This window comes from Desulfosoma caldarium, assembly GCF_003751385.1.
GTDB lineage: Bacteria > Desulfobacterota > Syntrophobacteria > Syntrophobacterales > DSM-9756 > Desulfosoma > Desulfosoma caldarium.
The window spans coordinates 343082-367114 of sequence record NZ_RJVA01000010.1 but is presented as its reverse complement, the minus strand read 5'-3'; the positions used below and the strand labels follow the sequence as shown (position 1 = coordinate 367114).

The following is a 24033-nucleotide window of genomic DNA, read 5'->3' as shown; positions in this document are numbered from 1 at the left end:
TGCAGCGAATGGATGTTTTGGTTGTGGGGGCGGGCGCCATCGGCGGCTACTACGGAGGGCGTTTGGCCCAAGGGGGCGCGTGCGTGTCCGTGGTCGCCCGGTCTGACTATGCCGTGGTGGTCCGGGAAGGGATTCGTATTCAGAGTCCGGCAGGAGATTTTCATTTTCGACCGGATCGCGTGGTGCGAGAGGCCGAGGATCTGGGCCGCTATCCTGACGTGATTCTGGTGGGTCTTAAGGTTCTGGAGCACATTAGGCCAGAAGAACTGATTCGAGGGGCGATGGGGCCGAAAACTTCGGTGCTCCTCATTCAAAACGGCGTGGATGTGGAGCGACCCGTGGCCGAAGCCTTTCCCGAGAATGAAATTCTCAGCGGGCTGGCCTTCATTTGCGTTCATCGCACGGCCCCCGGCTATGTGCTGCATCAGGATTACGGCCGCTTGGTGCTGGGCCGATACCCCCAAGGAGCCTCCAGCACCGCCGAAAAACTGGCCGAAATCTTTCGACGCGCCGGTGTGCCCTGTGAGGTGACGGCCAGTGTGGTCACGGCACGGTGGCAGAAGCTTGTGTGGAATGCTCCCTTCAATCCCATGTCCGTGCTGTGTGGGGGCGCCAGCACCGCAGAGATGTTGGGCCACGAGGAAACAGAGAATCTCGTGCGCGCGGTCATGCAAGAGGTGTGTGCCGTGGCGTCGGCGGTGGGGCATGCGCTTCCCGACGATGTGGTGGATCGCATGATCGCCGACACGCGCACCATGACCCCGTACAAGACAAGTATGCTCTTAGATTACGAAGCCGGACGGCCCATGGAAGTGGAAGCCATTTTGGGCAACGCGGTGCGCATCGCCCGGCGCCATGGCGTGCAGGTTCCCCACATGGAAACACTTTACGCCTTGATGTGCGGCATCAGCCGTAAGTGATGTGACATGGCGGAAGTGCATGGGAATCGAACCCACCTGGGACGCCCCTCAGCGCCCCACACCGGATTTGAAGTCCGGGAGCCCCACCAGTGAGCTTGGCACTTCCGCCGCCTCTTTTACTGCAGTGAAACGCTTTTGGCAAGGCTTTGGCCCCGAAGACTTTAGTGGCGCTTGCGTTTTTTGGGAGGCTTGACGGTGATGAGCTCGTAGCTTCGAAAACCCAGACCCAAGGATTCGGCATATTCCAGTTGATGTTCCCACGGAATGTGCGGATACACGGCACGAATCTTGTCCGCAGGCGGTGGGTTCATGTTTCCGAGACGGCTGTTGGCCAGGACGGGTTGCGCATTCATCATATCCACGGACGCCTGGTCTATGGCCACGGGATCGGCCGAGGCCATGATGCCGATATCGGCCACAATGGGCGCGTCGGCGGAAGCATGGCAGTCGCACGCGGGGGAAATCTGGGTGAGGAAATTGATAAAAAAGCTCTTGTTTTCTTTTCTGTAAAGGGCACCCACGGTGTATTCCACCATGCGCTCCATAAAGCCTGCAATGTCTTTGTCCCACTGAATATCAATAGCACCTTCAGGGCACGCATGAATGCATGAACCGCATCCCACGCATTTGGAGGGATCGATGCGAGCGACTTTTTTGATGGCTTCCTTGGGACGCGCCATGCCTTCCGGGCGCTCTACCAAAGCGAGCGCGTCATGGGCGCACACCGCGACGCAGGATCCGCAGGCGATGCATTTTTTCGGCCGTATCTTGGGTTCCATGACACTGTGCTGCGCGAGCTTGCCGCGGCGGGAAGCGCCGCCCATGCCCACATTCTTGATGGCGCCGCCGAATCCTGCCAATTCGTGCAGTTTGAAATGCGCGACGGACACCAAAGCATCGGCGCGAGCCAGGGCCGAGGCGATATAGACATCCTGGCACCGCTGTAGACAGACTGGAACCGCCACCTCATCCCGGCCGTCCAGGCCGTCGGCGATGAGCACCGGAGCGCCCACCACTTCCGGAACGAAGCCGTTGCGCATGGCCGTGACCAGATGATCCACGGCATTGCCTCGCGTGCCCACATACAGGGTTCCCGCATCGGTGAGAAACGGTCGTCCTCCGGCCGCCTCAATGGCATCGACGATCGGCCTGACCAGAAGAGGGCGCACAAAGGCCGTGTTGCCTCGTTCTCCAAAATGAATCTTGACGGCAGTCAAGGCCCGCTTGGGAATCCTCTTGGCAAGGCCGGCTTCCTTGAGAAGCCACGTGATCTTGTCCAAAAGACTGCACGCATCATCGGCTCGAAGATCGATGAAATAGACGGCGCTGGTCGGCATGTTTTTTCCCCCCAGTTACCAAGATAAGAGAACGGCAAGAATGCCCGTAAGAAAGATGCCATCAAAGGTGCCAGCTCCGCCGATGGAGGCCACGGGAGCCCTCAATTCACGAAGGCGATGAAGGTTCAGAAGGTCGGCCCCGATAAGGGTTCCCAAGGTCCCGGCCACGTAGGCCGTGGGAGGCGCCCACGAGGCATTTAAGACGAGAGCGGCTAAGGCGGCCACCAGAGGTGGAATGAACATGGGTGTGGCAATCCCTAAGCCGGGAACGGGTCGGGCCATGCGATGGATCACGTAGGTGACGACGCCTGTGGCCAAGAGCATTCGAAAGGGATGCTGCGCGTGAATCAAAAGATAGAGGGAGATCATGGTGGGAATGACGGCACCGCCCACATTGACGGCCAGAACCATTTCTCGAGGCCGCCGCCACCGGGGCGGTCGGTAGCGCAGGCCAAAAAAGGAGACCAGATCGATGGGCGCAGGCTCGTCGTCCAGTGAAAGCCGTTTGACGGGAATGTTGATCATACTGCCGATCATGCAAAGAAAAAGAAGGGAAAAAAGGTGTTCCGGTGGAATGCCCAATCGGGCGAAAGCCATGGCAAAGAGCCCGAATTTGACGAGCCCGAAGACCAGAAAAAGTAAGAAGACGAACAGAAAGAAAAAGACCACGAGAAACGGCGGAAAAAACATGGCGCCCCCTTTCAGCCCAAGACGGCGCGAACGGCAGGATCCACATGGTCTGCGTATTGCTCGAAATTCTTTCGAAAAAGTCCTTTCAAGTGTTTCGCTTGGTTTTCATAGGCTCGAAGGTCCTGCCACGTGGCGGCGGGGGTCAGGAGTTCCTTGGGAACGCCGGGGCATTCTTCAGGCACCAGCAGCCCGAAATAGGGTTCCTTGTGAAAGGCCACAGTGTCCAAAGCATCATTTAAGGCCGCGTGGACCATGGCGCGGGTATAGGCGATGGGAATGCGGTGGCCGACGCCGTAGGGACCTTGCGTCCAGCCTGTATTGATGAGCCAGCATCGAGCCCCGTGGGCTTCCATGCGGCGCCGCAGCAGTTCGGCGTACACGGGGGGCGGCAACGCCATAAACGGGGCGCCGAAGCAGGTGCTGAAGGTGGCCTGAGGTTCCGTGATGCCGGCTTCCGTGCCGGCTACCTTGGCCGTGTAACCGGAAAGGAAGTGGAACATGGCTTCGTGAGGCTGTAGCCGTGCAATGGGCGGCAGGACGCCGAAGGCGTCACAGGTGAGCATGACAATGTCCTTGGGATGGGGCGCCATGCCGTCCGCAGAAGCGTTTTCAATGAAAAACAGAGGATAGGCGGCGCGAGTGTTTTCCGTCAGGGAATCGTCGTTCAGGTCGATTTCCCGTGTGTTCGTGTCAATGGCCACGTTCTCCAAGACCGTGCCAAACCGTTGCGTGCACCGATAGATTTGGGGCTCAGCTTCCTGGGACAAACGAATGACTTTGGCGTAGCAGCCGCCTTCGAAATTAAAGATGCCGTTGTCGCTCCAGCCGTGTTCGTCATCACCCACCAGAGTTCGATGGGGATCGGCGGAAAGGCTGGTCTTTCCGGTACCGGAAAGGCCGAAAAAGATGGCCGAGTGTCCATTTGGGCCCACGTTGGCCGAGCAGTGCATGGGAAAGACGCCCTTTTCAGGCAGAATGAAATTCATCATGGTGAACACAGACTTTTTGATCTCGCCGCCGTAGCCCGTGCCGCCGATGAGGATGCGTTGTTTGCCGAAGTGTTCGATAATAAAGGCCCCAGAACGTGTGTGGTCCCCTTCGGGGGAGGCGCGAAAATGGGGTGCGGCAATGACCGTGTAGTCCGGTTGAAAATCAGCCAGTTCTGTTCGATCTCGAAGGCGAATGAACATGTTTCGTGCAAACAGGCTCTGCCAAGCCATTTCCGTGATGATGCGCACGGCCACGCGATACTTGGGGTCGGCCCCCACGTAACAGTCTTGCACGTAGATTTCTCGACCCTGCAAGTACGCGAGAAGTCGCGCTTCCAGCTTGTCGAAATCCTCTGGGTCAAAAGCTCGATTAACGGGTCCCCACCATATTTTGTCCTCGCTGGAAGGCTCACGAACGAGAAATTTGTCTTGGGGCGCCCGCCCGGTGTAAGCTCCGGTACGTACCACCAAAGGGCCACTGCGGGCCAAAAGGCCTTCCTGGCGTTTGATGGCCTGTTCGTAAAGCACGGGTGTTGGGGCGTTGTAAAAAACTCGCGTATAGTTGACGATCCCTTGCGCGTCCACCGGGACTTTTCGACTGTCCATGGGCCTGTCACACGTTTCCATCTTCCATCGCTCCTCAATGGCCAGGGCCTGGCCCGTTGTTCCAGAAAACATTCTGAAAGATCCAGCACGCGCCGCGAAAGGGCATGGCGTTGTGCGGGACCTCCACCATTTTTTGCCCTCACACCAGTGTTCTTACCGCATCGAGCAAAGAGTTGTATACCCGAACGTGCTCCGGCACGTCCACCGACTGCGATGTCCGCTGCACAAGGACGGGAAGGCAGCCCGCATTTTCGGCCGCAGCCACATCGCTGAGCTTGTCCCCGATAAAGGCCGTTTCGGCAAGAGGGATGGAAAATAAGGAGGCCGCGGCCCGAATCATGCCGGGTGCCGGCTTTCGACATGAGCACTTTTCGTCGGGTCGGTGCGGGCAATAAAAGGCCGCATCGATCCACCCTTCGGCGCGCTGCACTTCCCGAACCATGTGACCGTGCAGTTGAAAAAACGCCTGCCAATCCATCAGCCCTCTATGCAGCGCGGATTGGTTGCTGATGATCACCACATGGATGGACCGCCTCCGCAACCATCGCAGCGCTTCCAGCGCATCGGCATAGAAAATGAACTCATCGCGATTTTTGACATAGTCGGGGCGGTCCCGGTTGAGAATGCCGTCGCGGTCCAGGAACACGAAGCGGCCCGACATGGGCTCGGCTAAAGAGACCCAAATGATCATACGGCCTTCCAATGCATTCGTCCCTTGACAGTGGGTGGTGCTACGGAAAACAATATCTTCACTTGATATGCACGAAAAGCACCCTCTCACTCCTAACAGGAAAATTTCGTGAGCACAAGACCCCTTCTTCATCTGCAAGAGCTTTTGGGACATCGCTTTCAAAACGCAGATCTGTTGCGTCAGGCCCTGGTGCATCGGTCCTACGCCCATGAAAGACCTGAGACGGCTGTCGGCGATAACGAACGCCTGGAATTTCTCGGGGATGCGGTTCTCAGTCTCATCATTTCCCACATGCTGCTAAAGACATTTCCTCACGCCGATGAAGGAAACTTGTCTCGCATGCGGGCATCCCTGGTTAATGAAAATCGTCTGGCGACCATCGCCGCCCAGCTGGGATTGGGACTCCTCATGCGACTGGGCAAAGGGGAGGAAATGTCGGGAGGGCGAGCCAAGCCGTCCATTCTGGCGGATGCCGTGGAAGCCCTTCTTGGAGCCGTGTACCTGGATGGCGGTCTGGATGCCGCCTTCCGTGTGGTGCGACGGTTTTTCGATGAAAAACTCGAACAGGTGGCCGCGGAAGAGGATCCCCTGCGCCGGCTGGACAAGGATTTCAAGACGCAGCTTCAAGAAGTCACGCAGGCAAAAAAACGTCTGGTGCCCCAGTACGATGTGGAACGGGAAGAGGGCCCGGATCACGACAAAACCTTTTACGTCAGTGTGAGTCTTGAAGGGCGTGTGCTCGCTCGAGGCAAGGGCAAAAGCAAGAAGGCGGCGGAACAGAACGCGGCGCAAAAGGCTTTGGCTGCTTTGGAGGCAGGAGAAACCGATCCGTGAAAAGCGAAAACGCACAACCGACCATGTCGTGGCGATGGATTGTGCTGTGCGCCATTGCCGCCATAGCCTTTGCCGCGGGTGGCGCTTGGGTTCTTCGCGCTCATCTGGAGACCCACGCCAAAGAAAGCGACCAATTTCTCAAGACCATAGCCGAATACAAAGCCCAAGAACTGGCCGTCTGGGTGCAAGACCAAATGGACGATGCCTTGGCGCTGCAAAAATCTGCAGCTTTCATGGAACCTTTGTCACAGTATTTGGCCGGTGACGGGACGGCGCCGTCGAAAACGCTGGAAGATCTGGTCCGATACGTGGCCGTCAGCCATGATGTGGACGACGTGATTCTGCTGGACCGAGACGGAAAGGTGCGCTTTTCTCTAAGCGGAACAGAAGAGGTGCATTCTGAAGGGGTTGCTGCCATCCAAGAGGCGCTTCGAAATTTGCGGCCCATCATGACCGACGTGCACCTCGATACCCGCACCAAGCAGGCTCATTTGGGCGTGGCCGTGCCCGTGGTCTGCAGTGGAACTTTTCCTGGCGAGGCCGCTGGGGGTGTTCTGCTTGTCACCAGGGCATCCCGGTTCATCGATCCTGTCACCCAGGTGTGGCCCGTGCCCAGTGCCAGTGGTGAAGTGTTGTTAGTGCGGCGCGAAGGGGATGCGGTGATTTTCCTCAGTGCGTTGCGTTACGCGCCCGATGCGGCGTTCCGGCTTCGCCTGCCATTGAACCGGCAAGATTCTCCAGCCGCCATGGCCGCTCAAGGGCACACCGGTGTGGTTTACGGAATCGACTACCGCGGTGTTCCTGTGAAAGCGGCCATCACGCCCGTTCAGGGGACCTCATGGTTCCTGGTGGTCAAGATGGACCGCCGCGAGATTGAAGCAGCCGGCCGTAAAATCTTTCTGTCCACCGTGGGGCACATTATCGGTTTTATAATTCTTCTGTTCGTGCTCGTTTTTTGGGCTAAACAAAGGGCGCACAAAGCTCACTTTAAAAGACTCTATCAAGCTGAAGCCGAACTGCGGCGATCTTTGGCACGCCAGGCGGCCGTGGTCCAGGCCATGAGCGAGGCGGTCATCGCCACAGACTCTCGAGGCCGTGTGGAGGTCTGGAATGCCGAGGCGGAAAAGCTAACGGAATGGTCAGCCCAAGAGGTTCACGGAAAGCCCTTGGCCAACGTCGTGACGGTGTGCGGCGAGCGGAAAAATCTGCTGGAAGAAGGCCTCTGGCGACTCGCTCGACAGGGGGGAGAGTTGGAGGGCGATGAGACAATTTTCGTCCAGACGCGGTCGGGTCGCAAGGTTCCGGTAGCGCTGAAGATCTCAAAACTGGAAGGGGCCTCGAACGACTCCAAGGCTCTCATCTTTTGTGTGCGGGATCAGAGCCGGGAAAGGCTGTCCCGGCGCATCATGGAAATTCGCCTTGAACTCATGGAACGCTCGGAAACTCAGGGGCTCGACGAGGTGCTGCCCCCAACGCTTCAAGCCGTGGCCGATCTTTTGGAAAGCGGCGAAGGTTTTTACGTCGCTTTGAACGGCGATGGCTCACGCGTTTCATGCGTGCACTGGTCCGAAAACGTGCCCAAGTCGTTTTGTGGAGGCCGTGTTGACGAAGGGCATCGTGAGCTGCACCAGGCCGGTTTGTGGGCCGATGCGGTTCGAACAGGAAAACCCGTCATCGTGAATGCATACGGCTCGTCGCGCCTCGAAAGGGGATTGCCCGAAGGGCATGGGCGGCTGCGGCGCCTTCTGGTGGTCCCTGTTGTGCGGGACGGCGTGCCGCGGGCACTTTTGGCCCTGGCCAACAAGACTTCGGACTACACGGAATCCGACGCGGAAACCCTTGAGATTCTGGCGGGAATCATCCACCAAGTGGTGGAGCATCGCCAAGCCGAAGAGGGACTTCGGCAAAGCGAGGCCCGCTACAGAAGCCTTTTTCGAGACCACAAGGCCGTCAAACTGCTCATTGATCCCACGGACGGGCGCATCGTGGACGCCAACCAGGCCGCCGTCGCCTTGTACGGCTGGTCTCATGAACAACTGACCCAGATGTTCATTCAGCAGATCAACACGCTACCGCCGGAAGTCGTCAAAGAACGTATGGCGGAAGTGGAAGGCGGCCGGCGGGGCTATTTTGAATTCCAACACCGATGCGCTGACGGGTCCGTGCGCGACGTGGAAGTGTACAGCAGCCGAGTGGATGTGGGCGGAAAAGCGTATCTGCACTCCGTCATCCATGATGTGACGGGGAAAAAACGGATGGAAGCGGAGCGGGCTCGATGGCTGACGGCCATTGAGCAGGCCGGAGAGGTGGTGCTCATCACCGATCCCGAGGGCTTTATTCAGTACGTGAATCCGGCCTTTGAGACGGTCACGGGATACACGCGGGACGAGGCTGTGGGCCAAAAGCCGGGCATCTTGAAGAGCGGGCTGCAGGATGAGGCGTTCTATCGGGAACTATGGACCACCTTGAAGGCCGGCAAGAAATGGTCGGGCCGCATGGTCAATAAGAAAAAAGATGGCACCTTGTACACCGAAGAAGCCACCATCACGCCGGTCAAGGATGCCGAAGGCCGCATCGTCAACTTCGTGGCCGTCATGCGCGACATCACGGAAAAGCTTCGGCTGGAAGAGCAATTCCATCAAGCACAAAAACTGGAATCCGTCGGGCGCCTGGCAGGCGGGGTGGCCCACGACTACAACAATAGCTTGACCATTATTTTGGGTTTCGCGGATATGGCTCTGCGGCGTGTGCCATCGGAAAGCGTCGTGGCGAGGTACCTTCATGAAATAATTCGGGCCGGGGAACGATCCGCAGCCATCACGCGCCAGCTTCTGGCTTTTGCGCGCAAACAGATCATCAATCCGGTGCTCATCGACGTGAATACCGCGGTGGCCGGCACCTTGAAGATGCTGCAGCGCCTTATCGGTGAAGACATCCATCTGGTGTGGCAGCCGGGGGCGAACCTGTGGAAGGTTAAGCTAGACCCTGTGCAGCTGGATCAGATTCTGGTCAACCTGTGCGTCAATGCCAAGGATGCCATTGGCGGCGTGGGAACGATCACCTTGGAAACGGCCAATGTGTCCTTTGACGAAGCGTATTGTGCCGCCCATGCAGAGTTTGTCCCCGGGGACTACGTCATGCTGGCCGTGACCGACACGGGCTGCGGCATGGATAAAGACACCCTGGGCAAGATTTTTGAACCCTTTTTCACCACTAAGGAGATGGGCAAAGGCACCGGCCTCGGCCTGTCCACCGTCTACGGCATTGTTCGACAGAATCAAGGGTTCGTCAATGTGTATAGTGAAGTCGGGGTGGGAACGACGTTCAAGATTTACTTGCCTCGAGCGCACGAGGCGGAAGTGACGGCCGTGGAGGAACGATCCGTCCCAGAAATCCCCCGGGCCAGGGGGGAAACCATCCTTGTGGTGGAAGACGATCGTGTGCTCTTGGAAATGACGGAGACGATGCTCAAGGATCTGGGCTATGAGGTCCTGGTGGCGGCAGGTCCCGTGCAGGCTCTTGACGCGGCACGAGAACACCCCGGATTCATCGACTTGCTCATCACCGACGTGGTGATGCCCGATATGAACGGAAAAAATCTCGCAGCTGAGATTCGAGATCGACGCCCCGGCATAAAGGTTCTTTTCACATCGGGTTATACTGCCAATGCCATTGCCCATCACGGGGTCTTGGACCCGGGCGTGTTCTTTTTGCCAAAACCTTTCGGATACCAAGATTTGGCCCTTCGGGTTCGGCAAGTCTTGGACAGCAGCGAAGGATGAGGCCCGAGAAGCATGGCCAAACCTGTTATTTTCCCTTGGCGTGTGGATGCGGACAATCAAAACAGGAGGTGGCCCTTATGAGTCAGGAACCGGCAATCAAGAACTTTGAAGAACTAACGGCCGAGGAACTCATTCCCTGGGTGATGGACGGTCTTCGGCGCACCCTGGTGCATTACGGATGCTGGTTTCGGGAAGTGGAATACCAACTGGGCATGAGCAAGGCCATGGACGTGGAGGCGGAAGCTGGTGATGCGGCTTTTTCCATTATTTTGAAGCGCTTGTCCAAGGTTTTGGGCTTTGAGATGGACGGTGAGGTGCCCAAGGCGCTGAAAAGCCTGGACAAAGCCAAGCTGCTTGAACTCATGAATGCCGTGGGAATCAACTGGCTGGCCAACGACGGTGTGTGGTTTCAGGCCGTGGAAAAACGCTTCGGCATGGATACGGCCAAACGCTGTAACGATACCTGCTGGACACGCTTTTCACCCTACGAAGCCTTGCGTATTAAGAAGCTCCTCGGCCTCTCCCCCTTGCCCGGCCTGGAAGGGCTCAAGGCCGCTCTGGGCTATCGCCTCTATGCGCGCATCAACCGGCAGACGATTGAGGACGTGGATGAGCACAGCTTTATTTTTCGCATGGTGGACTGCCGCGTTCAAGGGGCTCGCAAGCGCAAAGGCCTTCCGGACTACCCGTGCAAATCGGCTGGACTCGTGGAATATCCCTATTTTGCGGAAGCCATCGACCCGCGCATTCAGACCGAGTGCGTGGGATGCCCACCCGACGCTCACCCCGATGCCTGGTGGTGTGCCTGGAAATTCACCTTAAAACGCGCGTAGCGTTGCAAAAAGCACACACCTTGCGGAGCTCTGTGGGTTTTGCGCCACAACAGGGCGAGGGCCTTCGACTGAGTCCTTGGGAGGCGTGAGGGTGCTAACTCTTGGATGGAAAAGGGAATCTCGGATATTTTGGACGTGCTGAAGTGGGATGGGCTCGGCTGGTACGCCCCTTGCCATGAGAGGACGGCGAGGAGGAAGAGACCAGTGCGCTATGACCTTTTCACGCAGCATACCATTCGAGCGGAAGTGCGATTTGGCGGGACGGGCCTGCATTCTGGGGCTCATGTGCATGTCAGGCTTCGTCCCGCGCCTCCCGACCACGGCGTGGTCTTTTACCGCGTCGATGTGCCGGGAACTCCGGCCGTGCCGGCCCGCTACGACCATGTGGTGGACACATCCTTGGCGACCGTGATCGGCAAGGATGGCGTGTCCGTGTCCACGGTGGAACATTTCATGGCGGCGGTGCGGGTGGCCGGTCTGGACAACCTGCGGGTGGAAATCGATGGAGTCGAAATGCCGGTTCTGGACGGCAGTGCCAAGCCGTTTCTGGAAATTCTTCAAAATGCCGGCGTGAAAGCCCAAAGGGCTTCCAAGCAGTGTTTGCGCGTTCAGCGTGCGTTCATGGTGAGCGAGGGAGATGCGTATATTAAGGTGTTTCCTTCCGATGTGTTGCGCATTTGCTACACCATCGACTTTCCCCATCCTTTGGTGGGACGTCAGGCCTTGACCTGGTCGTTTGATCCGGGCTCTTTTGCTCGGGATGTGGCGTCCGCCCGCACTTTTGGGTTTTTGAGGGACGTGGAGAGTTTGCAGAGTCGCGGGCTGGCTTTGGGTGGATCCCTGGAAAATGCCGTGGTCTTTGACGACCTGAATGTGCTCAATCCCGACGGACTGCGGTACCGGGACGAGTGTGTGCGGCACAAGGTCCTAGACTTTGTGGGCGACTTGGGGTTGTGCCCCTTCCCGGTCTTTGGATCCTTTGAAGCCTACAAGGCAGGGCACGCTCTGCACAATCGGCTCTTGCGCGCGCTGTGCGAAAGACCTGGATACGTGCGCTTTATGCCGGCCGCTGCGGCTTCTGCGCGACGGCTCATGCCGCTGCGTCCGAACCTTTACTGGAAACCACCGGTGGTGCCTGCCTGAGGCCAAAGGCCCAAAGGCAAAGGCCTATCTTCTTGTCAACGCCGAGCGCCTTCGCTAGAATCCCGTTCCCAGCACATCCATGACGGGGAAGGGTTTGACGCGATGCGCAAGGCGTTTTTTTTTGCACAGTGTCTTTGGCTCATGATGGTCGCGGTTTCAGACCCGGCATGGGCCCGAAACAGGGCCGATATTATGAACTTAAAAGTTTACCCCGACCCGCCCAGCCTCAAAATCAGCTTTCGCATCGACAACTGCTTCAATGAGGACATGGAACAGGCCGTACAGAGCGGCGTGCCCACGACCTTTCGCATTCACCTTGTCGTGGACAAGGCGGGGCTGCCGTGGATTCGTGAGCGTTTGCTGCAAGCCACCGTGGAGCGCACAATTCGCTACGACACCTTGCATGAGCAGTATTTCGTCTCCCGCGCGGAAGACCCCAGCTCGTGGCTTTCGACCAAGCGTTGGGAAGAGGCCAAAGCATGGATGAGCGAGGTGAGGGGCCTGCCGGTCATGGCTCTGTGGCGGTTGGTTCCGGATCAGACCTACCTCATTCAAGTCAAGGCGGAACTGTCCAAGGCTCAAGTGCCTTCCATTCTTCGATACATATTCTTCTTCGTGAGTCTATGGGATTTTGAAACACCTTGGGTGACCGCCGCTTATACCCACGCACCGACCCGTTGAGATGCCGTCATGAAGTCCCCAGATGCCGCCATGATTCGCCGACGCCGTCGACGAGAAAGGGTCGTGATTCTGGCGGTCCTGACCGTGGTGTTGGTCTTGGGATCCCTTCAGGGTTGGCTCTTTCACTACCAATCGGAACTGCCCCTTTTCGGCAACGTTTTGCTCATCGCCCTGGTGAACATCAACCTAATTCTGCTGCTTCTGCTTCTGTATCTGGTGATTCGCCAGTTGGTAAAGTTGGTCTTTGAACGCAAAAAAGGCGTGCTGGGCCACAGACTTCGCACGCGACTTACTCTAGCCTTTGTGGCTTTAACCCTCATTCCCACCGTGCCTCTTTTTGGCGTGGCCGTGCAGTTCATGAGCCTTAGTCTGGATTATTGGTTCAGCGCCCAGGTGGAGCAGTCATTGGCGCAGAGTGTGGAGTTGGGAAAGGGGTATGTGCGCCAGGTGCAGCGGGATCTGCTCCAAGAACTGGAGTTGGTGGAGGCTGAGGTGTTTCCCCAGGAGTCCGCCCACGAAAACGGCGTGTTCCTTTTCGATGTGCCTCCCATGTTTTGGCAGAGGCATCAGTTGGACGCCGTCTTTGTCGTGGACGGGAAGGGAAAGGCACTGCGAGTGGTCTGGCAGCGGCCGGAGTGGGCACGGTTTGAGACGGCTCTTGCCCAAACAATTCAAGAACGCCTTCGGGATTCGAGGGCGATGATGGAGGGGTTGCTGATGCCCTTGGGAGAAGACGGGGACGCCCTTGTGGTGTGGCACCCTCTGCGCGAAGCACGCCATGAACCGTTCCAGCCGAGCTACCTGGGGGTGTTGCGAAAATTCCCGCCGGACCTTGCAGCGCAATTGAACACGGTGGTGCAGGGCTATCAAAATTACCGGCAATTGAAGCTCTTTCAGGCCCCCTTGAAAATCACCTATGTGATTGCCTTTTCCATTGTGACGCTTTTGGTGGCTTTTGCGGCCATCTGGTTCGGCTTGTACTTGGCGCGTCACATCACCGGCCCGATTCAAAGCTTGCTGACGGCCACAAACCAAGTGGCTCAAGGGGATCTGGGCGTGAGCCTGCACGTGGACCGAGAAGACGAAATGGGCCTGCTCATGGCCTCCTTCAACCACATGGTGCGCGATTTGCGAGCGAACCGAGAACAACTGACCCAGGCGTATCAAGCGCTCCAGGAAAGCCATATGGAATTGGAAGCGAGGCGCCGGTATATGGAAATCGTTTTGGCCAATATTGGCGCCGGGGTTGTGGGAGTGGACGCGGATGGAAGAGTCCGGGCCATGAACAAGGCGGCCGAACAGATGTCCGGAATTCGCGCCGACGAGATCACGGGGCGGCATTACGGGGATTTTCTGCAGCCGGAACACATGGACGTGGTTAAATCCTTTCTCCGGCTTTATGGCATCAGTCGGCAAACCTACTTGGAAAAACAGGTAGAGGTTCTGGTGGGCAACCGCCCCCTAGCTCTGCTGGTCAAGGTCAGTGTTTTGCAAGATGAGAACCAGAGGCCTCAGGGTGCCGTGGTCGTCTTGGACGATCTCAGCGAACTGCAAAGGGCGCAGCGTGCGGCGGCCTGGCGGGAAGTGGCGCGCCGCATCGCCCATGAAATTAAAAACCCCCTCACTCCGATTCGACTCTCCGCCCAAAGGCTGCAGCGCCGTTGCGATAAAGGCATGGCGGTGGCGGATACGGTGGTCCGCGAATGCACAGAAACCATTATTCAGCAGGTGGACCATATGAAGCGACTGGTGAATGAATTTTCTCAATTTGCCCGCATGCCGGAAGCCCGCCCTCAGCCTTGCAATTTAAAGCTCTTGGCCCAGGAAGCCGTCACGTTGTACCGTCACACTTATACAAACATTCGGTTTCACGTCACATTCAATGAGGACTTTCCGGACCTTTTGCTGGATCCGGATCAGTTTCGCCAGGTCTTGAACAATCTGTTGGAAAACGCCGTGCAGGCTCTGAACGGTCAAGAGGGAGAGGTGGAAATTCGACTGGACTATGATCCTATTCTTAAAATCGCTCGATTGGAATGCGCGGACACGGGGCCCGGATTGTCCGTGGAAGCCAAGGCAAGGGCCTTTGAACCCTATTATTCCACCAGAGAAAAGGGCACGGGATTAGGGTTGGCCATTGTGGCCAAGATCGTGGCGGATCATCATGGCTTTGTGCGGCTTCGAGACAACGAACCGCGCGGCACGGTGTTCGTCATCGAACTGCCGGCGACCTTTGGCGACAATGCCCCGTAACGGGGGTCACATCTTGATTTATGCGGTAGGGCTCAAATGTTTTATCCTTGAATCGGCTGCTGCCAACCTCAATGAGGTTTCGCTCCTTGCATTGCCTCTACAGGATCCCTGCGCTGCGCCCTCTCGAGCATGCTCCCAAAAGGCTTTGCAGAACGCCCGAGGGAACGCCGACCAGAAAGCGCGGCCTGCGGTCGACCAGTGCAGCCGGCGAGACCCTTACGTGCCCGGCAGAAAAATCTCGCGGGGCAAGCGCTCGTCGGCTCGATACCTAATGATCCCGTCGCCGGAAAAGCCTTCCGCACGGGGCGCTCCACAATACGGCATGGAGGGCATGAAAAGCCATGGCATTGAAAGTTTTGGTGGTGGACGACGAACCGAATATCCTTCGATCCCTCAAGGGCGTTTTAGAAGACGAGGGCTATGAGGCGGTCTTGGCCGCCACCGGCGAGGCGGCTTTGGAGGAACTGCGCAAGGAGCTTCCCGATGTGGTGCTGCTGGACATTTGGCTTCCGGGCATGGACGGCTTGGAGGTGCTTCGGCAGATCAAGGAGATATATCCGTCACTGCCTGTGATCATCATTTCCGGGCACGGCACCATTGAAACCGCCGTGCGAGCGACCCGTATGGGAGCCTTTGATTTTGTGGAAAAGCCTTTGTCATTGGAACGGGTGTTGGTGAGCGTGCAAAATGCCTTGCAGGTTTCACGGCTAGAGTCGGACAATCTTATCTGGCGCCAAAAGGCGGAAAAACGGTACCAAATCACGGGCCAGAGCCCGGCCATCGTGCGGCTGCGGGAATTCATCGAACGGGCGGCTCCCAGCAATGCCACGGTGCTGATCACCGGAGAAAACGGCACAGGCAAAGAACTGGCTGCGCGCGCCATTCATTTTCTCAGTGCCCGAAGGGAGAGGCCTCTCATCGAAGTCAATTGTGCCGCCATTCCCGAAGAACTCATCGAAAGCGAACTCTTCGGCCATGAAAAAGGGGCATTCACGGGGGCTCAGGAAAGGCGGCGAGGGAAATTTGACCTGGCGGACGGTGGCACCTTGTTCCTCGATGAGATTGGGGACATGAGCCTCAAGACTCAGGCCAAGATCTTGCGCATTTTGCAGGAACAGTCCTTTGAACGGGTGGGCGGTTCTCGAACCATTCGCGTGGATGTGCGCATCGTGGCGGCCACCAACAAGGATTTGGCCGAAGAAATTCAAGCGGGCCGGTTTCGCCAGGATCTCTATTTTCGATTGAACGTCATTCCCATTCACGTGCCCCCTTTGCGGGAGCGCCTGGAGGACATTCCCTTGCTGGTGGAGGATTTTCTGGATCAATTGTCTCGAGAAAGTTCCATGGGCCGCAAGGTCATCGCCCCGGAAGTCTATCCTTTGCTGAGTCGGTATGCGTGGCCGGGAAATGTGCGGGAACTGAAAAATTTCGTGGAGCGTCTGGTCATTATGACACCCTCTCGCACCATCACCCTCAAGGATTTGCCGGGGGATTTTTTGCACCGGCTAGGCCACGACGAATCGACAACCGACCCCTATGGGTGCCCGACCTTCAGGGAAGCCCGCGCCCATTTCGAAAGGGAATACCTGTGGAGAAAACTCAGGGAATTTGACTGGAACGTATCGCTCACCGCCCAAAACATCGGCCTGGAACGAACCCACCTGCATCGAAAGATGAAAACCTTGGGATTGCGCCCTGCCAGCGAAAAGGAAAAAATCGGTGAAAACCGCTCGGTCCGGTTCCCTTGACAGGTTCGAGGGTTTGGTGCTATGAGAGCGCGACAGTGTCGGGGCGTAGCGCAGTCTGGTCAGCGCACTAGCATGGGGAGCTAGGGGTCGGCGGTTCAAATCCGCCCGTCCCGACCAGTGGCTTATCCAAGGGCGGATAGGCAAAAAAGGAGCCGTGATGGAGTGGCATCACGGCTCCTTTTTTGCTTGTCCCCATTTATAAAGTTTAGGCGATTTGAAGAGGACGGCAATCTGTGCCGCAATTATTGGGCCACATGCGCCTGCCCGTGAAATCAGCGGAGCTGAAAGCGCTGGTCCAAGTCTTTGAGCTTTTGGACAATGCCACCGTATTCCAATTCGGCGTACGGCAGCATGGCATTGCCGAAAAAGCCTTGACGACGAATTTCCGTGGCCTTGTCGGAGACCTTCTGGCGTACGCGATCCCAGTAGGGATGATCAAAAGCGTCCACGGCTCCGGACAGACGCCCATGATGAACGCAATAAGCGGCGCACGAGACGATCGGAGGGCCGTCAAAGAAGGACGTTCCTGTATTCTGCTTGACGGGCATCAACGGCCCGTTGTGGCTGCCGCGCATAAACCCTGCCACGTACGCTCCCAGATTGAACGGTGCCAGGACTTCTCCTGTGGCCGGGAACGCTCCCTGCACGCGAACCAGCATGATGGGATCGTCCTTTCCAGTGTATTTGCCGGCAATGTTGTGCAACCGCGTGGTGCTCACCGCCACGGCCTGCTCCCCCGTCTGCCGAGAATGGATGGATTCGATGACAAATCGTTCGGGATCCCGCAGCAAAGCGGCCATGTCGTAAAGTTCTTCCGGAGCGTTCAAGGTGATGACGCGGTCGGCTTCCACATGGCTCACATCCATAATGGTGAAAGAAAAGCCCTGAAACATGCCCGGGGAAAGTATGAGACCGGAACAATACATGGGATCGGCAAAGGCCAAATAGAGGGGCAGGTTGTAGGCGCCGGGATCGGTCTTGTCGGCGGCGAAAAACAAAAAAGGCTCCGACGTTCTTTCTTCGATGTCCATTTCCGCCACCGCAGGCCCGAGCCCTCGAACATTGCCCGCAAAAGCGTCTTTGAGAAGATCCTGGCCTGCGCCGTAGAGCCCCTGATCTTTGGCCACGTCCGTTCCCGCCTTGAAAGCTTCCCAGGCTAATCGATGCACATCCTCATTGCCCACCCCCCCGGTGTGCGTGCACAGGATGGCGATGTCATCGCCGGTGTAGGTGACCCGAAAATCGATGAGCAGTCCCCGGTGGTGCTGCTTGACATACTCCAGCACCGTTTCCAACAACCTGCGGCTGGGCTGAATGTGCCCTCCGACGCTGCCGATGTCCGCCTTGATGGCCGTCAGTGTGATTCTCATGGCTCACCTCCTTGGGTTAACACGAAGATGCCGTCTTGTCGGCCTTTGATGGAGCGGGCCGATCCCGAATCATCATCCGTAGGAGCGGCGCCACGGAGATAAAGGAGACAGGCAAATTCAAGGAACATGCGGTCGCGGAAAGAGCATTGGGCCTTGCGGCGCTCCTACGAACACAGTCCGCCGCCGTGCTTGGCTTTTTGGTTCTTATATCCCGTTCGGCACCGGCTGTCAGGTTCATTTTGCACGAGGACGGTGCCTAAAGAACAAAGCGACCACGCGACGAGGTTTTTCATGATGCGGAAATCCTGTGCCGAAGGCCTTGCGCGACGGTGCAGCGGCCGCTCCAAGCACGCCCATCGCACCCCGCCTTTGGCCGTGGCCTAGTGGAAATGAGCTGTCCTTAGAAAGGTGACGGCTGAGGGTGCGTGAGGGCCGAGGGAGCTGAGGAAGGCACGGACGGTTTTCACGGGCCGCCCCACAGGCGGAAACCCAGGCCGGAGCGCCGTTGGGTCACGCGCTGTAAGGTGTTTTTAAGAATGTCTTCGTGAGCCCAAATTTCCACGCCGTCCCGCGCGCGGGTGACCGCAGTGTAGAGCAGTTCCCTGGTAAGTACGCTGACGTGGCGATCCGGAAGGATCACGAGGACGTGGGAGAATTCGGACCCCTGGGACTTGTGCACCGTCATGGCGTAGGCGGTCTCATGAGCAGGCAGGCGAGAGAGAGGCACTTTGTGAAGAGTGCCATCCATCTTACGGAACCAGGCTTTAAGGCGATTGTCCTCGGGGTCTGGCCACAGAAGGCCCACATCGCCGTTGAAAAGACCCACGCGGTAATCGTTTTCAAGAATGAGCACGGGCCTGCCCTTGTAGGCACGGGCTCCTGCCGGGATGCGTTGACATCGCGCTAGAGCCGTTTCCACGAGATCGTTAATAGCCATCACTCCATAGGGGCCTTCCCGCACCGCGCATAGAATGCGAAAAGAGTCAAGCTCTCCGAAGGCCTCTTGAAGACTCTCGGCGCAGGCCACCTTCTGAAAGCGCCCATTGACCACAGGGCTCAAGGCCTGAAAGAGTTCGTGTTCTTGGGCCCAGCGCCACCGCACCTCGGCATGTTCCGCTCGTGGTAGGACCTTTGGTGGTGAAAACGGCTTTCCCTTGAAAACCTCGGCATCGAAGGCTCCGGCCCGAATGCTTGCAGCCAGACGGCCGAGGGGGCTATGAGGCGGAAAGCGATAATTTTTTTCCAAAAAAACCGTGCACTCACTGAGAGGGGAGCGAGCCTTAACGCCACAGAAGGATGATTCAGGAAATGTCATGCCTGTTACCGCCTGAAGCTTTTCCATCCATTCGCGGCTTCTGATAAGGCCCTGATTCTTTTGATGAACGAGCCCCTGGGAAAGTCGCCCGCACAGGTCGGAAAACACATGGCCCGCTTCTACCGAGGCCAGCTGATCTTTGTCTCCAAGGAGGATCAACCGGGCATGAGGTGGTAAAGCGGCTGCCGTATGGGCCATGAGCGGCAGATCGATCATGGAGGCCTCGTCCACAATCAGAACGTCTAGATGAAGAGGATTTTCCGGGCTGTGTCGAGGGACGGCGCGTCCCTGGCGCACTCCGAGAAGCCGGTGAAGTGTCATGGCTTCTTTGGGAAAGTTTTCCTTCCACGGGATTCTATGGGCAAAGGAGGCCGGGGATTGGCGCAGAGACTCGGTGATGCGGGCCGCGGCTTTGCCCGTTGGAGCGGCCAGGGCAATGCGCGGAGGCCGCTGTCCGTGGAGCTGATGCAGAACGGCGAGAATGCAGGCGACCGTGTGCGTTTTTCCCGTGCCGGGACCTCCAGAAATAATGCACAGTCTTTTCATGGCGGCAACGGCCGTGGCAACCCTTTGCCAGTCTATGGCATCGTCCTGCGAAACCGGCGAAAAAACTGCTTCGATGGCGGCACGCACGGCTTGCGGCGCAAGATCGATCCAGCCCTCGGCAACTTTTCTTAGGCGCCGCGCCAGGTCGCATTCGTAAAACCAGTATCGGGCAAGATAGAGCCGCGTCCCGTCCAGGACCAAGGGGCGAGTTGGGACAAAGGCTTCGTGGCCATCGGGCCGCATGGCGGCCTGCGACACGGCGGCTTTTTCAAGGGGGCGTTGATCAATTGAGGTGGCAGGCGTGGAATTGGCATTCACGTGATAGACTGCCTGGGACTGGGCCAGGGCATCGAGCCAGTTATCCAGTGGCAACCCCACAAAGTGCGCCTGGCTGGTTCGGGCTTCGTAAAAAAGGGGTTTTCCGGCCCAATCCTGCAGATCGACGCACACATCCCCATGGCTGAGCCGCAGGCTCGCCAGAGCTGCCGCCAATCCTACAGCACTCTGCAGCCCATCGGAGTCTCTTGCCGCAACCCATTGCGCAAAGCAGCGGTCAATGGAGCGCAGAGTCCCCAGTTGGTCCAACGCCTCCAATCCGTTCTCCATGCGTGTGGTCCTCAAGGCCATTTCGGCGAAATAGATCCTCCAGCCGATCCACGACGCCTCTTTCGGGACGGTGATAAAAAACCCCTGTGCTTCCTTGATTATCCCGGCGCATGCCTCGCAGGAACAGGTAAAAGACTCCCCCGAAATGGGTGTCGTAGTCGTAATCGGGTAGGCGAACCGAAAGGTATCGATGCAAAGCCACGGTGTACAAGAGCATTTGCAGAGGATAGCGGTGCTCATGCATGGCCGATTCGAGCCGGCTACGCGCGTAGTCTTCCACGCGATTTCCCAAATGATTGGACTTGTAGTCGGCGATGAAATAGCGGCCATGGCGTCGAAAGACCAGGTCGATAAAGCCTCGCACCAGCCCCTGAAGCATCTCGAATTGCAACCCATTGACCGACCTTTCGTATAAGGCCGTATCCTTCAAGGCGTTGTAAAGGCGCAAAGGGTCCAGTGGACCCAAGGTAAAGTGAAATTCCCATTCGGGGAAAGCATCCCCGGCCTCGAGGTCTTTGAGGGTGAGCGAACCGTGGTCATGGTGGAGAGAGGTTTCCAGAACGTTTTCGACCATGGAAAGGACCGGCTCCTGCCAATGAGGTTCCAGTCCATGACGCGCCAAAGCGGCGGCCACGTTTGCCTGCAAGTCTTGAGCCGATGCCATGGAGAAGTGCACTTTTTCAAAGATTTCATGGAGACACTGACCTGCTCGTGGGCCTCGAGGGAAAAGAAAAACGGGTTCGATTTCCTGATCGTGTGCGCCCCGCTCAGGTTCTTCCTCCGCCACGGCATCGTCGTCGGGCGTGTACGGTTCCGCTCCCAGGGCCAAGTGAGTGTAGCTGGTGACGCGCCACGGCACACCCAAATCCCTGTGAAATTTCCTCGCCCGAAACTCGGGAGTCTTCTCGCTGGAAGGATGCCGGCGTGCCCGACCGTGCACATCGGCATCTTCCACGGTGATGGCCCCCGAGGAAGACCGAGCGATGTCTTCCAGGCTGTTTTTCAGGTCTTCATCTTTGAAGAAATTGTCCATGGCGCTTTGCGGCAACTCCTGAAGAGGGTCCGTATTGAGGCGGGGAAACAGCAAATACGCCATGGCCGAAGCCGAGGCCCCATGAATGCGGCCCCAGCATAGGACGCATAGGGACTTGGCTCGCGTCAAGGCCACGTAGAGCAGGCGCATGTTTTCCGCCATCTCTTCCCGGTAGGCGCGTCGCCGATTTTCTTCGATATTCACGGACCCCAAATCCACACGAAGCGACAGGTTATGAGGGTCATGAAAGCGCACCGGATCGTTCTTTTGGGCGCCTCGGGGTTTGATGGTCCAGGGAAAGGGCACAAACACGACCGGGTATTCCAGACCCTTGCTTTTATGAATCGTCACCACCTGCACCAAAGTTTCATCGCTTTCCAGGCGCAGCTGTTCTTCCTCCGGAGCGTACTGTGCACGTCGACGATCTTTGAACCAACGCAGCAGTCTGTCTACTCCGGAATGGGTCTGATCGGCCTGATGCAGCAGTTCCGCAAGGTGCAGCAGATTGGTCAAACGTCGTTCTCCGGCGGGAAGGGATCGCACGTGGCTCGGGACGTTTTCTTCCTTGAGCAGGGCCATGAACGATGCCAGAAACCCACGACGATTCCACAGCTCTCGATAGCGATGAAACCGGGATTGCACATCTTCCATGAGGGTGTCGTGGCGTTCCATGGCGATGATCCGGGATGCGTTCCAGCCGAGGGTTTCCGTGGCCAAGGCCGTGCGCAGCAGGCGTTCGTTGGCGGGATTGGCCACTGCCCCAAGGATTGCCGTGAGGTCCTCGGCCTCCTGGGAATCGAAAACGCTTTCCCTTTGCAAACTCACACTGGCCACGCCCCTCTGTCGCAGCGCTTCTTGCATGATGCGGCCTTCTCGGTGGGACCGCACCAGCACGGCGATGTGGTTTGCCTTGAGGCGGCCTGCGCCGATGGTGGCCCGGTTCTGGTCGGCAAGGTTTAAAAGGGTCGCGATGAAGGCCGCGCAGTCCGCCGCAGCGCCCTTCTGTGCCGCTTCGGAAAGGATGAAGCCTTCTTTACTCGTGTCGAGATGTCTCGACGACAAAAAGCGTACCATTAGGCCCGCGGAAGGCTTGCCATCAAGGCACAGCGGCCTGGTGTCGGCCGTGGGAGCGCTGCGCACCGCTTGAAAGGGAATGTCTTGATGAAAGACGAAAGGGTAAGGGTGCCTGGAAAAGAGGTGGTTCACGGCGGTAACGAGCCCCGATGAGGAGCGCCAATTGGTGTCCATGGTGTAGGTGTTCTTGGGCCCGGCATCTCGCTTGGCGCGCACGTAGGAAAAGATGTCGGCGCCGCGAAAGCTGTAGATGGCCTGCTTCGGGTCGCCGATGAGGCACAGAGGCGCAGACCCGTTCGGTGTGGCATAAATTTTTTGAAAAATGGCGTATTGCAGGGGGTCGGTGTCCTGAAATTCGTCGATGAGGGCCACTGGGTATTTTTGCCGAATCCTTTCGGAAAGGACTCGACCCCATGGGTCGGAAGAAAGGGCTTGTTCGAGCCGTACCAGAAGATCGTCAAAGGCGAGAACCCGCTCGGCCTCCTTGCGTCGCCATACGGCTTGCCTCACAAAAGCTTCGGCGGACTTCAAGAGCTCGATTCGATGCCCTTCGAGCAGCTTTGGCATAAACTGCCAGAAGCGTTCACAAAGTTCAAAGAAAGGATGAGCGGGTGGATTCTCTCCGGGCTTGGTCTTTCGGGCCAGCATTGATGCGGTCAGCTTTTCAAAGGAGGGTGGCAGCGTGGGGGGCGGTGTGTTGGAGGCGCAGAGTGCTTTCACGGTCTCAAGAAGATCGTCCACAGCTTTATTGTTATAGGTCCTGCGATCGAGTCCCTTGTGGTTGCGAAGAGTGTCTTCGATGTCTTTTTGGTGTTCGAGCCACATGGTTCGAATTACTTGAAACAATGCATCCGCCTGAGAAAAGTTCGGCCCATGTGTCGCGGAAGGTTCGGGGAGAATCTTTGGAGGCACAGGGCTTTTGAGAGGCGCCAGGTGCTGCAGCAATCCGTCCGGCCCTTTCCAGTTCTCAAGAAGCCATAGCACTTCCATGGGGTGCGCTTTTTTCATGAGGTGGCGCCAGAAATCGGCGGCGGCTTCTCGATACAAGGCGGCATCGTCGGGCAACACGTCCCAATGAAAGGCAAGCCCGCACTCCAAGGCGAATTCCTGAAGGACCCTTTGACAAAATCCGTGAATGGTGAAAACGGCCGCTTCATCCATGCGGCAGACGGCTTTTCTGAGAAGCCGTAAAAAGTTTGCCCTCTGGGATGAATCAAGCGTCTTGCAGAATGCAGCGAGCTCAGGATCGTTGAACTGCCCGGTGGACATCTGCCGCCACGCCTCATGAAGTCGCTGGCGAATGCGGTCGCGCAATTCCTCGGTGGCCGCGTTGGTGTAGGTGACGACGAGAATTTGGCCGATGGAAAGGTTCTTTTCTAAAATAAAGCGAAGGACGAGGGTGACGATGTTGTGCGTTTTCCCCGTGCCGGCACTGGCTTCAATGAGCCGCACGCCGTTCAAGGGGAGCTGAAACGAATCTAGGCTTTGTGTCATGATCCTATTCATTGATTCCACAGGCAGGCTTTACTAAAGTTCTTGTTGATCACACGGCCCGAACGGCCATTCGACGGCTCATCTGATT

At 57.5% G+C, this 24033-nt stretch carries 15 protein-coding genes and 2 tRNA genes; 9 read left to right on the top strand and 8 right to left on the bottom strand.

What is annotated here, in order from left to right; all coding sequences use genetic code 11:
- Positions 1-8 precede the first annotated feature (8 nt).
- Positions 9-920: a 2-dehydropantoate 2-reductase gene (locus EDC27_RS04920; RefSeq protein ID WP_123289485.1), complete on the top strand. Its 912-nt coding sequence runs from the start codon at positions 9-11 to the stop codon at positions 918-920.
- Between the two features lie 7 nt (positions 921-927).
- Here EDC27_RS04920 and EDC27_RS04915 read toward each other — a convergent pair.
- The 5 genes from EDC27_RS04915 to EDC27_RS04895 all read right to left on the bottom strand — a co-directional run bounded on the left by EDC27_RS04915 (position 928) and on the right by EDC27_RS04895 (position 5233).
- Positions 928-1026: transfer RNA gene (locus tag EDC27_RS04915), tRNA-Sec, on the bottom strand.
- A 55-nt stretch (positions 1027-1081) separates the two neighbouring features.
- Positions 1082-2257 (bottom strand): DUF362 domain-containing protein, encoded by a 1176-nt coding sequence (locus EDC27_RS04910; RefSeq protein WP_123289484.1) that lies wholly within the window; start codon positions 2255-2257, stop codon positions 1082-1084.
- 15 nt (positions 2258-2272) lie between these two features.
- Positions 2273-2947, bottom strand: coding sequence for a DUF1614 domain-containing protein (locus EDC27_RS04905; protein WP_123289483.1), 675 nt, complete (start codon positions 2945-2947; stop codon positions 2273-2275).
- Positions 2948-2958: 11 nt separating this feature from the next.
- Entirely contained in the window at positions 2959-4563 is a 1605-nt protein-coding gene (gene pckA, locus EDC27_RS04900; RefSeq protein WP_245994272.1) for a phosphoenolpyruvate carboxykinase (ATP), read from the bottom strand.
- 118 nt (positions 4564-4681) lie between these two features.
- Positions 4682-5233, bottom strand: a complete 552-nt coding sequence (locus tag EDC27_RS04895; RefSeq protein WP_170161594.1) for a D-glycero-alpha-D-manno-heptose-1,7-bisphosphate 7-phosphatase — start codon at positions 5231-5233, stop codon at positions 4682-4684.
- A gap of 108 nt (positions 5234-5341) precedes the next feature.
- On the opposite strand from EDC27_RS04895, the gene rnc reads away from it, so the two are divergent.
- The 8 genes from rnc to EDC27_RS04855 all read left to right on the top strand — a co-directional run bounded on the left by rnc (position 5342) and on the right by EDC27_RS04855 (position 16624).
- On the top strand, positions 5342-6067 hold the full coding sequence (gene rnc / locus EDC27_RS04890) for a ribonuclease III (RefSeq protein ID WP_123289482.1): 726 nt from the start codon (positions 5342-5344) through the stop codon (positions 6065-6067).
- Positions 6064-9849, top strand: a complete 3786-nt coding sequence (locus tag EDC27_RS04885; protein WP_123289481.1) for a PAS domain S-box protein — start codon at positions 6064-6066, stop codon at positions 9847-9849. Before rnc ends, EDC27_RS04885 begins: the two co-directional genes overlap by 4 nt.
- Before the next feature lie 77 nt (positions 9850-9926).
- The gene (locus EDC27_RS04880) at positions 9927-10682 is read left to right on the top strand and encodes a DUF6125 family protein (protein WP_123289480.1); all 756 of its coding nucleotides are present in this window, start codon (positions 9927-9929) and stop codon (positions 10680-10682) included.
- Positions 10683-10787: 105 nt separating this feature from the next.
- On the top strand, positions 10788-11825 hold the full coding sequence (lpxC, locus tag EDC27_RS04875) for a UDP-3-O-acyl-N-acetylglucosamine deacetylase (RefSeq protein WP_123289479.1): 1038 nt from the start codon (positions 10788-10790) through the stop codon (positions 11823-11825).
- Between the two features lie 192 nt (positions 11826-12017).
- Positions 12018-12506, top strand: a complete 489-nt coding sequence (locus EDC27_RS04870) for a DUF4390 domain-containing protein (protein WP_170161593.1) — start codon at positions 12018-12020, stop codon at positions 12504-12506.
- Positions 12507-12515: 9 nt separating this feature from the next.
- Complete coding sequence (locus tag EDC27_RS04865) at positions 12516-14759, top strand: sensor histidine kinase (protein WP_123289477.1); 2244 nt, start codon at positions 12516-12518, stop codon at positions 14757-14759.
- A 341-nt stretch (positions 14760-15100) separates the two neighbouring features.
- Entirely contained in the window at positions 15101-16507 is a 1407-nt protein-coding gene (locus tag EDC27_RS04860; RefSeq protein WP_123289476.1) for a sigma-54-dependent transcriptional regulator, read from the top strand.
- Between the two features lie 39 nt (positions 16508-16546).
- Positions 16547-16624 (top strand) — tRNA-Pro (locus tag EDC27_RS04855).
- A 155-nt stretch (positions 16625-16779) separates the two neighbouring features.
- Here EDC27_RS04855 and fbp read toward each other — a convergent pair.
- The 3 genes from fbp to recB form a co-directional block, all read right to left on the bottom strand.
- Positions 16780-17877 (bottom strand): fructose-1,6-bisphosphate aldolase/phosphatase, encoded by a 1098-nt coding sequence (gene fbp, locus EDC27_RS04850; protein ID WP_123289475.1) that lies wholly within the window; start codon positions 17875-17877, stop codon positions 16780-16782.
- Between the two features lie 463 nt (positions 17878-18340).
- A complete protein-coding gene (gene recD, locus EDC27_RS04840) occupies positions 18341-20344 on the bottom strand; it encodes an exodeoxyribonuclease V subunit alpha (RefSeq protein ID WP_170161592.1) in 2004 nt (667 codons plus the stop codon).
- Complete coding sequence (gene recB / locus EDC27_RS04835; protein WP_170161591.1) at positions 20292-23945, bottom strand: exodeoxyribonuclease V subunit beta; 3654 nt, start codon at positions 23943-23945, stop codon at positions 20292-20294. The genes recD and recB overlap by 53 nt, the downstream gene beginning before the upstream one ends.
- Positions 23946-24033: the final 88 nt, after the last annotated feature.